The sequence below is a fragment of the Thermomonas sp. genome, from assembly GCF_020850895.1.
Lineage (GTDB): Bacteria > Pseudomonadota > Gammaproteobacteria > Xanthomonadales > Xanthomonadaceae > Thermomonas.
Genome location: NZ_JADZDS010000053.1, coordinates 1 through 12161, shown reverse-complemented (window position 1 = coordinate 12161; position 12161 = coordinate 1). Strand labels below are relative to the sequence as shown.

Annotated in this window: 12 protein-coding genes; 10 read left to right on the top strand and 2 right to left on the bottom strand. The window is 64.8% G+C overall.

The genetic code is table 11. The features are described from left to right. Together IT472_RS05360 and IT472_RS05355 are read right to left on the bottom strand one after the other, a co-directional pair. The coding region (locus IT472_RS05360; protein WP_297179487.1) for a 3-hydroxyacyl-CoA dehydrogenase/enoyl-CoA hydratase family protein at positions 1–2351 on the bottom strand (2351 nt) is incomplete at its 3' end. Positions 2352–2375: 24 nt separating this feature from the next. Then, entirely contained in the window at positions 2376–2999 is a 624-nt protein-coding gene (locus IT472_RS05355; RefSeq protein WP_297179484.1) for a TetR/AcrR family transcriptional regulator, read from the bottom strand. Positions 3000–3259: 260 nt separating this feature from the next. Here IT472_RS05355 and ndk point away from each other — a divergent pair, with 260 nt between their 5' ends. The 10 genes from ndk to IT472_RS05305 all read left to right on the top strand — a co-directional run. Beyond that, positions 3260–3685: a nucleoside-diphosphate kinase gene (gene ndk / locus IT472_RS05350; RefSeq protein WP_297179482.1), complete on the top strand. Its 426-nt coding sequence runs from the start codon at positions 3260–3262 to the stop codon at positions 3683–3685. A gap of 25 nt (positions 3686–3710) precedes the next feature. Then, the gene (rlmN, locus tag IT472_RS05345) at positions 3711–4928 is read left to right on the top strand and encodes a 23S rRNA (adenine(2503)-C(2))-methyltransferase RlmN (protein ID WP_297179479.1); all 1218 of its coding nucleotides are present in this window, start codon (positions 3711–3713) and stop codon (positions 4926–4928) included. Further along, positions 4918–5733: a tetratricopeptide repeat protein gene (locus IT472_RS05340; RefSeq protein ID WP_297179475.1), complete on the top strand. Its 816-nt coding sequence runs from the start codon at positions 4918–4920 to the stop codon at positions 5731–5733. Before rlmN ends, IT472_RS05340 begins: the two co-directional genes overlap by 11 nt. Beyond that, positions 5730–6530 carry a RodZ domain-containing protein gene (locus tag IT472_RS05335; RefSeq protein WP_343231810.1) on the top strand — a complete coding sequence of 267 codons (801 nt, stop codon included), beginning with the start codon at positions 5730–5732 and terminating at the stop codon, positions 6528–6530. Before IT472_RS05340 ends, IT472_RS05335 begins: the two co-directional genes overlap by 4 nt. Positions 6531–6603: 73 nt before the next feature. Further along, positions 6604–7251 (top strand): tetratricopeptide repeat protein, encoded by a 648-nt coding sequence (locus tag IT472_RS05330; protein WP_297179471.1) that lies wholly within the window; start codon positions 6604–6606, stop codon positions 7249–7251. 2 nt (positions 7252–7253) lie between these two features. After that, the gene (gene bamB, locus IT472_RS05325) at positions 7254–8432 is read left to right on the top strand and encodes an outer membrane protein assembly factor BamB (RefSeq protein WP_297179493.1); all 1179 of its coding nucleotides are present in this window, start codon (positions 7254–7256) and stop codon (positions 8430–8432) included. Positions 8433–8495: 63 nt separating this feature from the next. Further along, positions 8496–9896 (top strand): ribosome biogenesis GTPase Der, encoded by a 1401-nt coding sequence (der, locus tag IT472_RS05320; protein ID WP_297179490.1) that lies wholly within the window; start codon positions 8496–8498, stop codon positions 9894–9896. A gap of 23 nt (positions 9897–9919) precedes the next feature. Then, positions 9920–10492, top strand: coding sequence for a molybdenum cofactor guanylyltransferase (locus tag IT472_RS05315; protein ID WP_297179468.1), 573 nt, complete (start codon positions 9920–9922; stop codon positions 10490–10492). 24 nt (positions 10493–10516) lie between these two features. Then, positions 10517–11608 (top strand): molybdopterin-synthase adenylyltransferase MoeB, encoded by a 1092-nt coding sequence (moeB, locus tag IT472_RS05310; protein ID WP_297179465.1) that lies wholly within the window; start codon positions 10517–10519, stop codon positions 11606–11608. A 37-nt stretch (positions 11609–11645) separates the two neighbouring features. Then, positions 11646–12161, top strand: a 516-nt coding sequence (locus IT472_RS05305) for a DUF2272 domain-containing protein (RefSeq protein WP_297179462.1), incomplete at its 3' end; no start/stop codon positions are given.

Sequence of the window (12161 nt, the reverse complement as noted above, 5' to 3'; positions counted from 1 at the left end):
GTCTTGAGCATGTGCGCGATGCGGGCCTGGGTTTTCTCCTGCTGCGCCAGCTCGACGAAGTGCTTGCGTTCCAGTTTCAGCAGCCAGTCCTCATCCACCACGGCGCCGCGATCCACCTTGCCGCCGCACAGGATGGTGGCGATGCGTTCGGCGATTTCGTCGTCATAGGCGCTGATGAAGCGGCCTTCCAGCATGTTGACCAGCAACATCTTGAAGGTGGCGATGCCGACGTCGCCGGCCACCTGGATCCGTCGTGCCGGCAGCGGCGGGCGATAGCCGCCCTCGGCCAGTGCGCGGGCTTCGGCCTTGGCGATGTGCAGCAGTTCGTGGGCATGGAACACGACCTTGTCGCCGGGGCGCAGCAGGCCGAGCTCCTTGGCGTTCACGGCCGAGGTCGAGACCTTCGCCATGGCAATCGTTTCGTACACCTTCTTCAGTTCGGCGAACACATCCCCGCCGGGACCGGCCGCGGCAGAAGCGCGGGCGGCCAATTCCTTCAGGCCACCGCCGGCCGGCAACAGGCCGACGCCGACTTCGACCAGACCGATGTAACTCTCGAGGTGGGCGACGGTCTTGGCGCTGTGCATCTGGAACTCGCAGCCGCCGCCCAAGGCCAAGCCGCGCACTGCCGCGACCACCGGGACCAGCGAATACTTGATGCGCTGGCTGGCGGCCTGGAAACCGGCCACCATCGCCTCGAACTCGGCGATCTTGCCGGCCTGCAGAGCACCCAAGGCGCCGGCGAGGTCGGCGCCGGCGGAGAACGGTTCCTTCGGTTGCCAGACCACGAGGCCGGCAAAGTCGCGCTCGGCGCGGCTGACGGCTTCCTGCACGCCGTCGATCACCGCATCGGAGACGGTGTGCATCTTGGTCTTGAAACTGACCACGGCGATGCCGTCGCCGTCGTGCCACATCCGAAGGCCGTCGTTTTCGAATACGGTTTCGCCGGGCGCGAAGCGCTCGCCCAGCATCGGATCAGGGAAGCGCTGGCGCCGGTAGACGGGCAGGGCCGAACGCGGCTGCATGGCATTGCGGCTCGGGCTGTAGCTGCCCTCGGCGGCATGCACGCCGCTGCGACCATCGCTCACCCAGGGCGGCAGCGCGGCATTGCTCATCGCCTTGCCGATGGCGATGTCCTCACTGATCCATTGCGCCACCTGCTGCCAGCCGGCCGACTGCCAGGACTCGAACGGGCCCTGCGCCCAGCCGTAGCCCCAGCGGATCGCCTGATCCACGTCACGGGCGGTGTCGGCGATATCGGCCAGATGGAAGGCGCTGTAATGGAACAGGTCACGGAAGCAGGCCCACAGGAACTGCGCCTGCGGATGGCTGGAGGCGCGCAACTGGCGGAATTTTTCTGCCGGATCCTTGAGCTTGAGGATCTCGATGACTTCCGGCGCGGCGCCACGGTCGGCCAGCCGGTAGTCCTGTTTGGCAAGGTCGAGAACGTGGATGTCCTTGCCGATCTTGCGGAAGATGCCGGCGCCGACTTTCTGGCCCAGCGCGCCCTTGCCGACCAGCGCGTCCAGCCACGCAGGAGACTTGAAATAGCGGTGCCAAGGGTCCTCGGCCAAGGTGTCGGCCATGGTCTGGATGACGTGGGCCATGGTGTCCAGTCCGACCACGTCGGAGGTGCGGTAGGTGGCCGACTTCGGCCGCCCCAGCAACGGGCCGGTCAACGCATCGACTTCGTCGAAACCCAGCCCGAAGGCGTGGGTGTGCTGGATCACCGAGAGGATCGAGAACACGCCGATCCGGTTGCCGATGAAGTTCGGGGTGTCCTTGGCATGCACCACGCCCTTGCCGAGCTGGGTGGTCAGGAAGGTTTCCAGGCCTTCCAGCACCGCCGGCGCGGTCGTGCGCGCCGGGATCAATTCGGCCAGATGCATGTAGCGCGGTGGATTGAAGAAATGCAATCCGCAGAAGCGATGCCGAAGTTCTTCAGGAAGAACATCGGCCAAGATATTGATTCCCAATCCAGATGTATTGGAGGCGAGCACCGCGTGCGCGGGCACGAACGGCGCGATCTTGCGGTACAGGTCCTGCTTCCAGTCCATCCGTTCGGCGATCGCCTCGATCACCAGGTCGCAACTGCGCAGCAGTTCCAGGTCCTCGCCGTAGTTGGCGGGCACGATGGCCTCTGCCAGCGCCTTGCTGGCCAGCGGCGCCGGGCTGAGCTTGCCGAGATTGGCGATGGCCTTCAGAACGATGCCATCGGCCGGGCCGTCCTTGGCGGGCAGGTCGAACAGGACGGTATCGACCCCGGCATTGGTGAGGTGCGCAGCGATCTGCGCGCCCATCACGCCCGCGCCGAGGACGGCGACACGACGCACAAGCAGTTTCTCAAACATGTTACATATCTCCATGAATATAAATCAGTTATTCGCTTTGAAGCCGGCCGATGCGAAGCGAATCAGGGCGGCGGCGGCGCGCTGGCGATGGCTGGATTCGGACGTGCCCGATGGCCGCTTGATCAGGCCGAAATCCGACATCGCATAGACCAGGGCACCGGCGAGGAAATCCAGTCGCCAATACAGGTCCTCCTTGCCGAGGCCTTCGACACAGCCGGCAATGGCCTTGGCGAATTCACGCAGGACATGGCCATAGCGGTCGGACAGGAACTTGCGCAGGCCTTCATTGCTCTCGGCATAGGCGCGGGCGATGACGCGCACGAAATCCGCGCCGCCATGACGATCCTGCGCCATCGCCAGGGCCGGCTCGACAAACGCGGCCAGCACCGGTTCGAGCTCGCCGGGCCGCTCGCAGCAGGCGACCTTCAAGGCCGCGAGGCGCTCCTCGCTCATCTGGTCCATGCGGCGCCGGAACACCTCGTTGACCAGGTTTTCCTTGCTGCCGAAGTGGTAGTTGACCGCGGCGATGTTGACATCGGCGCGGCTGGTCACCTGTCGGAGCGAGGTCGCAGCAAACCCCTGCCGGGCGAACAGCGCCTCGGCTGCCGACAGGATCCGGTCCTTGGTGGAGAAGTGATGGGTCGTCATCGCCGGGACTGAATCAAACGCTTGTTTGAGACTAACCCATACGCTGGCGTTTGGTCAACGGCGTTGCGGGTGCATGCCTGGGTTCGGCGCGTTCGCGGCAGTCGAAGGGGCGGCAGGCATGTCGGGCGATGCATGGGAATCACACGCGAATTCCGTTAGAATTATCCGTAGGCATATTCGCCAAACCCGCGTCCGGACGCGGGTTTTTCTGTTATCCTCGGGGTCTCCGGCACGGACGCCCGCATTACCGGAGAACCACCATGGCGCTGGAGCGCACCCTTTCGATCGTCAAGCCCGATGCCGTCGCCAAGAACGTGATCGGCGAGATCTACGCCCGTTTCGAGAAGGCCGGCCTGAAGGTCGTAGCCGCCAAGATGAAGCACCTGTCCAAGCAGGAGGCCGAGGGCTTCTACGCGGTGCACCGCGAGCGTCCGTTCTTCCCGGCGCTGGTCAACTTCATGAGTTCCGGCCCGGTGATGGTGCAGGTGCTCGAAGGCGAGGGCGCGGTACTGAAGAACCGTGAGCTGATGGGCGCGACCAACCCGAAGGACGCCGCCGCCGGCACCATCCGCGCGGATTTCGCCGACAGCATCGACGCCAACGCGGTGCACGGCTCGGACTCGCTGGAGAACGCCGCGATCGAAATCGCCTACTTCTTCCCGGCCACCGACGTCTACACGCGCTGATCTGCGGGGAGGCGGGAAGAGGGAGATGGGAGTCGTGAACGGCGAATCGCAAATCCAGTCAACGGATGCGCTTCCCGCGTCTCCCGTCTCTCATCTCGCGTCTCCCGATTCACGCACCAATATCTTCGACTTCGACCGCGCCCGCCTCGAACGCTTCTTCGAGCAGGGGTTGGGTGAAAAGACCTTCCGCGCGCACCAGGTGATGAAGTGGATCCATCATCGCCATGTCACCGAATTCGCCGAGATGACCGACCTCGGCAAGGCGCTGCGCGCCAAGCTGGAAGAACGCGCGGTGGTGCATGCGCCGCAGGTCATCTTCGAGAAGACCTCGCTGGACGACACCCGCAAGTGGCTGCTCGGCATGGACGCGAAGAATGCCATCGAGACGGTCTACATCCCGGACAAGGGCCGCGGCACCCTGTGCGTGTCCTCGCAGGTGGGCTGCGCGCTGAACTGCGGGTTCTGTTCCACCGGCGCGCAGGGCTTCAACCGCAACCTGACCACCGCCGAGATCATCGGCCAGGTGTGGGTGGCGGCGCGCGCACTCGGCAACGTGCCGCACCAGCAGCGCAAGCTCACCAATGTGGTGATGATGGGCATGGGTGAGCCGCTGGCGAATTTCGACAACGTCGTCCGCGCCATGAGCATCATGCGCGACGATTACGGCTACGGCCTCGCCAACAAGCGCGTCACCCTGTCCACCGCCGGGATGGTGCCGCAGATCGACCGGCTGGCGCAGGAGTCCGACGTGTCGCTGGCGGTGTCGCTGCATGCACCGTTCGACGACCTGCGTACCGAGTTGATGCCGATCAACAAGAAGTACCCGTTGGCGACCCTGATCGATGCCTGCGTGCGCTACGCGCTGCGCAAGAAGGGCGAATCGGTGACCTTCGAGTACACCCTGATGCAGGGCGTCAACGACCAGCCCGAACATGCCCGCGCCTTGGTGAAGCTACTGCAGGATTTCGACCGCCGGGTGCAGATGAAGGGCGCGGCGAAGATCAACCTGATCCCTTTCAACCCGTTCCCCGGCACCCAGTTCCAGCGCCCGAGCGAGGACGCCATCCGTGCGTTCCAGAAACTGCTCAACAACGCCGGCATGATCGCGCCGGTGCGGCGCACCCGTGGCGATGACATCGATGCGGCCTGCGGCCAGCTCAAGGGACAGGTGTTCGACCGGACCCCGCGTTCGGCCAAGATCCGCAAACAGCAGCAGGCTAGGGAGGTGCGTGGTGCGGCGTGAATCCAGCGTGTTCGTGCTTGTATTCGTGGGCTGCGCCGTGCTGGCCGGGTGCAGCCAGTTGGAACGCCTGTCCATCGTGCGCCCCTATGCGACCATGCGTGACCAGACCCAGGTCGCCCCGACCTACGACGTCTCCGGTCGGCGCGGCGTTCGCAACGCCGACGCTTACCAGTTGCTGGCCTCGGCCACCGACCTGCTCCAGCGCGGGCAGTACGATCAGGCGGAGCGTGCCGCCCAGCAGGCGCTGTCGATCCCGGGCGCAACCGCCGATGCCAATACCCTGCTGGGCATGATTGCCGATGCGCGAGGCCAGTCGGCCAAGGCGGGGAAATTTTACGAGGCTGCCGCGGCCGCAGCGCCGCAAAACGCCCCTTACGCCAACAACTACGGCAAGTGGCTGTGTGCTAACGGTCGACCTGCCGATTCATTGTCTTGGTTCGAACGCGCGCTGGGCAATCCAGCGTACGCGACGCCGGTCATCGCGCTGTCCAACGCCGGTGAGTGCGCGCGCATGGCCAGTGACCCAGCACGCGCGGAGCAATATTGGCGCGCTGCACTGGGAATGGACCCGAATGCACTCCCGGCCCTGTCCGGGATGGCCGCACTGGAATTCGATCGCGGCCGCTTTCTGGAGGCCCGGGCGTTTGCCGAGCGTTGGCTCGCCCTGACCCCGACCGACGCGGGCGGTTTGCGCCTGGCAGCAGCCACAGAACAAAAACTTGGCGACAACGCGGCCGCTTCGCGCTATCTTTCCCGTTTGCAGGCGACTTCCCCCGACCCATCGACTGCGCCCCCTGTCCAATGACTGCACCAACGCACATGAATCCAGACCATGCCGCCCTTGCCGGTTGCGGCGAACGTCTGCGTGCGGCACGGATTGCAGCGGGCATGAGCATCGATGACGTGGCTGGCAAGTTGCGCATGCCGGCGAGAGTGGTGCTCTCGCTGGAGGCCGAGGACTGGTCGCGCCTCGGCGCACCGGTGTTCGTGCGGGGCCAGGTCCGCAGCTATTCCAGACTGCTGGGCCTGACCACGGCGCCGATGATGGAGGCACTCGACGTCGGGCCGATCGAACCGACCCACTTGGTCAGCCGGACCCACACACCCAAACTGCAGTGGTGGGCCGAGCACATCGGTCGCCGCTTGGTCTACATCGTGTTGACCCTGTCGCTGGCGATTCCGGCCTGGGTGGCCACCCGCCAGCATCTTGGCAATGGCACCGAGGGCGTCGCGGCGCTCGATTCCCCGCCCGCAGCAACCGGCGAGGAAACCTCCAGCCCCGCCACGCCGCGTACCTTGGTTGCATCGATGGCCCCGGTAACGGCCAATGCAGCCGAATCGGCGACCAGCGAAATCGTGGTTCGCACCCACGGCGAGGCCTGGTTGGAAGTCGTTGGGCATGACGGGAAATCGCTCGAAAAAGCCCTGTTGCCGGACGCAAGTGAACGTCGGTTCCCGCTCTCCCGGGTACGATCCCTGACCATCGGCAACACCGCACACGTGGTTCTCGAGCGCGCCGGCCGGCCCGTGGATCTTTCCGGACACACGGGTGTCGCCCGCTTTACGGTATCCTCCGACGGCTCGCTGGTGGCGGCGGACTGACTGCCTGCGCGGGCGTTGACGATATTCTTGAATTAGAGCAACCACCCGCCCAGGACGGCGGGCGAGAGGCAGCATGGCAATTGACGATCTGCTCGTCGACGAGCACGAACAAAGCGAACGTGTCCGCAGTTGGCTCCGCAACAACGGCGCCGGCATCATTGCCGGGATTGCGCTTGGCCTTGGTGCGATCTACGGCTGGCAATGGTGGCAGGGGAACAAGCTGCAGCAGCAGACGGCATCCAGCGCCCAGTATTCTCAGGACGTCAATGCCTACACCCAAGGACACATTCCGGCCGATCGCGGGCAGGCTGCAATCGCCAGCCTGGACCAAGCCAACCCGACCTTGGGGACGCTGGCCGCGCTCCAGTTGGCCAGGGCCCAGGTGGATGCGGGCAAGCGTGATGACGCCATTGCCACGCTGCGCTCCCTGCGACAGGTCGATCCGGATCTCCAGCCGGTCCTGCAGGAGCGGCTTGCTCGCTTGCTCATCGATGCCGGCAATGCCAACGATGCGCTTGCATTGCTGAAGGATGAACGCAACCCGGCGATGCTCGATGCCCGGGGCGATGCCCAATTCGCGATGGGCAACCGCACCGCGGCCCAGGAATCCTATCGCCGGGCGCTGGCCCTGATCGACGTGGGCGACCCGCAACACCGCCTGCTTACCCTGAAACTGGTCGAATCCGGCGGGACCCCGCCGCATTCGGAGGACACTCGCTGATGATGCCGGCCCCGAAACGCAAACTCCACTTGCTAGCCGCCAGCATGATGGTGCTGGCTGCACTGTCCGGTTGCTCTTCGATCAAGGAGCTGATCACCGGCAAGACTGCCGACAAGGTCGGCGTGCCGGCGAAGCTGGAAAACATCACCCCGAGCCTGGCGGTGAACCGGCTATGGACGGCATCGATCGGCAGTGGCGAAAACCACCTCGGCATCGGCCAACACCCAGTGATCGAAAATGGCCGCGTCTACGCAGCCGCAGTCAATGGCGGCGTGCATGCCATCGAATTGTCCAGCGGTCGCCAACTGTGGACGTTCGCCTCTGACCTCCCGCTCAGCGGTGGCCCTGGCGCCGGCGATGGCCTCGTGGTGGTCGGCAGTCTGAAGGGCGACGTGATCGCCATCGACGCCGAGACCGGCGCCAAGAAGTGGTCGGCCAAGGTCAACAATGAAGTCCTCTCCGCCCCCGCCGTTGGTGCAGGCATGGTTTTCGTCCTTTCCAACGACGGACGCATCACCGCCTTTGACGAGTCCACCGGCGAACGCCGCTGGTTCTACGAAAGCGACCTGCCGCCGCTGACAGTCCGCGGCACCGGCGGCATCACCATTGGTCCCGGCCTGGTCTTCTTCGGCGGCGACAACGGCAAGTTGACTGCACTGCGCTCCAGCGATGGCAACCTGCTGTGGTCAATCCCAGTCGCCCAACCCGATGGGCGCAGTGAACTGGACAGGATGGCGGACGTGGACGGAAGGCCGGTACTGGAAGGCACGACCCTGTACGCGACCAGTTTCAAGAACCATACCGTGGCCATCGACGGACCCAGCGGACAGATCATGTGGGACAGCGAGCACGGGGGTGCGCGCGGCCTCGGCGTCAGCAACTCCGCGATCGTCGTTACCGACCCGAAGGGTTACGTCAATGGCTTGGACAGGAACTCCGGTGGCAGCCTGTGGCAACAGACCGCACTGCTCAATCGCCGCGTGAGCGCACCTGCGGTGCAGGGTGACTATGCCGTGGTCGGGGATTACCAGGGCGTCGTGCACTGGATCCGCCTGAGCGATGGTGCGTTCGTGGCGCGCAGCAACGTCGGCAACGCCATCAGCGGCAAACCGGTGGCGGCAGACGGGATCGTCGTGGTGCAAAGCAGCGACGGCAAGCTGGCCGCATTTTCCCTGCAATGAAGGCAGCGTGCTGGCCGGTATCCGTTCCCTCGGCCAATGCGCGACACCAAGGACACTGATCCGATGCTACCGCTGGTCGCGCTGGTTGGGCGCCCCAACGTGGGCAAGTCGACCCTGTTCAACGCGTTGACCCGTTCTCGCGATGCGCTGGTCCATGACCAGCCGGGCGTGACCCGGGATCGCAACTATGGGGTGTGTCGCTTGGCCGAGGGTCGGCCGTTCGTCGTCGTCGATACCGGCGGTATTGCCGGCGAAGATGAAGGCCTGGCCGGTGCGACCGCGCGCCAGTCCCGCGCCGCCGCCGCCGAGTGCGATCTGGTCCTGTTCGTTGTCGATGGGCGGGAAGGGCGTTCCGGCATCGACGATGACCTGGCCTCGTGGCTGCGGACCTTGGGCAAGCCAGTGCTGCTGGTGGTCAACAAGACCGATGGCATCGACGTACAGGTGGCGCTGGCTGAATTTGCCCGCTATGGATTCGAATGCACGTTGCCGGTGTCCTCGGCACACCGCACCGGGCTCGACGCGATACTGTCGGAAGCGTTCAAGCGACTTCCGGACACCGGCGTCGCAAAGACCCCGGACGATGATCCCGGGCGGGTGCGGATCGCCTTCATCGGGCGTCCGAACGTGGGCAAGTCGACCTTGGTGAACCGCATCCTCGGCGAAGAGCGAATGATCGCCTCGGAAGTGCCCGGCACCACCCGCGATTCGATTGCGGTGGACCTCGAACGCGACGGCCGTCTGTACCGTCTGATCGATACCGCTGGCCTGCGGCGCCGGGCGCGGGTCGAGGAAGCGGTCGAAAAATTCTCGGCGCTCAAGACCCTGCAAGCGGTCGAGCAATGTCAAGTCGCGGTGCTGATGCTCGACGCCAGCGAAGGCGTCACCGACCAGGACACAACGGTGCTGGGAGCCATCCTCGATGCCGGTCGGGCGCTGGTGGTGGCGATCAACAAATGGGATGGGCGCAGCGATTACGAACGTCGCCAGGCCGATGCCATGGCGGCGCGCAAGCTGGTGTTCGTGGAATGGGCCGAGACCGTGCACATCTCTGCACTGCACGGCTCCGGACTGCGTGAGTTATTCAAAGCCATCCACCGCGCCCAGCATTCCGCCACCCGGCAATTCTCGACCGCGGAAGTGACCCGCGCGATGGAGGCGGCGGTCGCTGCCAACCCACCACCGATGGTGCGCGGGCATGCGCCAAAATTGCGTTTTGCCCACCCCGGCGGCGATTGCCCACCCACCTTCGTGATCCACGGCACCCGCCTGAAGTCCTTGCAGCAGTCGTACCTGCGCTATCTGGAGAACTTCTTCCGCAAGCGCTTCAAATTGATCGGCACGCCGGTGCGGCTGGTGCTGAAGGAAAACAGCAATCCGTTCGCCGGGCGTCACAACGCCCCCAGTGAACGTCAGGTCGAACGACGGCGGCGCATCATTCGCCATCGCAAGCGTAGCGAATAGCGATGCGCCTAGCCCCCGGATCGGTGACGTTAGGAGTCTTGGCTGGCGGTCGCGCCAGCCGGCTCGGTGGACTGGACAAGGCATGGCTGCACTGCTGCGGCCAACCACAGGTCTTGCGACTGGTCCGACGCTTCAGTGCGTGCTGCGGGCAGGTGTCCATCAGCGCCAACCGCAATCCCGAACGCTATGTCACCCACGGATTGAAGGCGCTGCCCGACCGCCATCCCGACCTTGGCCCGATCGGTGGGCTCGACGCCCTTGCTGCAGGATGTACCACGCCTTGGCTGTTCACCCTGCCGGTGGATGCACTGGAATGCGATAGCCGCCTGCTCGATGCGCTGGCAATGGCGGGTGGGCAGGGTGCCTGCGCTCAGGACGATGATGGACTGCAGCCATTGTTCGCGTTGTATCGGCTCCCGGAGTTGCGGGTTGCCGTGGCGAATGCGATCGCAACCGGTCAGCATTCGGTGCGCGGGTTGCATGAGGCGATGGATTTACCCATCGTGCGCATTGCGGGCGAACGTTTCGGCAATCTCAATACGCCAGAGGCACTCGTCGCAGCCGGCTGCGAACCGGGTGGGGCATCGGACGCGTGATCGGGTTCACTCCATAATGCCCGCATGACGAACCTTGGGATCAGCCCTTCCGAAGCACGCAAACGCCAGCAATCGGGTGACCTCCTGATTGATGTTCGCAGCGACGACGAGCGCTCCTTGGGAATGGCTGAGGGGACGGCCGGGGTGGTTCTCGAGGCCCTGCTGCAGAATCCGTCGCGTTACATCCAGGGGCTCGAGACCCCGGTCATGCTGTTGTGCCAGAGCGGTGTCCGGTCCGATCGTTGCGCCGAAACGCTGAAGACACTCGGTTATATGGATGTCGTTTCGGTCGAAGGCGGCATCGATGCATGGCACGCACTTGGCTTGCCCATGCGTGGCACGCAATTCGACGCAGAGTACGCGGAGCGCTATTCCCGTCAGATCCGCCTTCCGGATGTCGGCCTGGAAGGACAACGCAGGCTCGGCCAAGCGCGAGTGCTGGTGCTCGGCGCCGGTGGGTTGGGCTCGCCGGTGGCGTTGTACCTCGCGGCTGCCGGCGTCGGCATGCTGCGGATCGTCGATGACGACCGGGTCGACCGCAGCAACCTGCAGCGCCAGATCCTGCACACGGATGCACGCATCGGGATGGCCAAGGTCGAATCCGCCGCCGCCACCCTGCTTGCGATCAACCCACGCACACGCATCGAAGCACTGGAAGAACGCGCGATGCCTGGCAATCTGGATCGCCTGCTGGATGGCATCGACGTGGTGGTGGACGGCAGCGACAACTTCCAAACCCGTTATTTGCTCAACGATGCCTGCGTGCGGCTCGGCATGCCATTGGTGTACGGCGCAGTGCAGCGGTTCCACGGCCAAGCATCGGTGTTCGACGCAGGGCGCAACCGCGGGCGATTGCCGTGCTATTGCTGCCTGTATCCACAACCTCCGGAAGCCGGAAGCGCGCCCAACTGCGCGGAGGCGGGCGTATTGGGCGTCCTGCCCGGGGTGATCGGAATGTTGCAGGCGACGGAAACCCTCAAGCTGATCCTCGGTATCGGCGAAACGCTGGCCGGCCGCCTGCTGCAGTTCGATGCCCTGACGCTGCGCTTTTCCGAATTGCGCATCACGCCCGACCCGGACTGTCCTGTTTGCAGCGTGGATTCCGCTTCCCTATGAAGGGATCGCCATCGATCCTTTCACGGAGATGCTGACGATGCTGAGTCGCACAATTGTTCGTCGCCTGGTAGCCACCGGCCTGCTATTGCTGGCAGGTGCGGCCTGGGCAGGCAATCCCTGTCCTGCGCTGGAGCAACAGCAGGCCGACCCGATGGTGGCCACGCGCATCGCTGCAATCGCCTGTGCCGAGAACCAACGCTGGAAACAGCCTTTCATCGACAGCCAGGGTCGGCTGGCCAGCGCCAGCATCTACGAAGCGGAGAACAATGGCCTGGCGGATGGAACCTCGCCATGGCGGCGGGTGGCGTACTACTGGCAATCCAGCGGCTTGCTGGGCTCGGTGGCCCAGCGTCCAGGGGCGATGGACTGCAATTACGCAATCGGCAATTCCAGCTACCAAGGCATGGGCTGCCGTGGCTTCGTGATCGATACACCCTGGTCGGCTGCCTTCATCAGTTGGATCGCCGAGCGCGCCGGTATCCCCGGCTTCACCCTGTCCGCCAGCCATTACGATTACGTGCGGGCGGCTCGCGCAACTCCGGGGCGAAGTCCT

Coding starts and splice junctions, on each gene's coding strand:
- IT472_RS05355 (WP_297179484.1), bottom strand. CDS start 2,999: ATGACGACCCATCACTTCTCCACCAAGGACCGGATCCTGTCGGCAGCC.
- ndk (WP_297179482.1), top strand. CDS start 3,260: ATGGCGCTGGAGCGCACCCTTTCGATCGTCAAGCCCGATGCCGTCGCC.
- rlmN (WP_297179479.1), top strand. CDS start 3,711: ATGGGAGTCGTGAACGGCGAATCGCAAATCCAGTCAACGGATGCGCTT.
- IT472_RS05335 (WP_343231810.1), top strand. CDS start 5,730: ATGACTGCACCAACGCACATGAATCCAGACCATGCCGCCCTTGCCGGT.
- IT472_RS05330 (WP_297179471.1), top strand. CDS start 6,604: ATGGCAATTGACGATCTGCTCGTCGACGAGCACGAACAAAGCGAACGT.
- bamB (WP_297179493.1), top strand. CDS start 7,254: ATGCCGGCCCCGAAACGCAAACTCCACTTGCTAGCCGCCAGCATGATG.
- der (WP_297179490.1), top strand. CDS start 8,496: ATGCTACCGCTGGTCGCGCTGGTTGGGCGCCCCAACGTGGGCAAGTCG.
- moeB (WP_297179465.1), top strand. CDS start 10,517: ATGACGAACCTTGGGATCAGCCCTTCCGAAGCACGCAAACGCCAGCAA.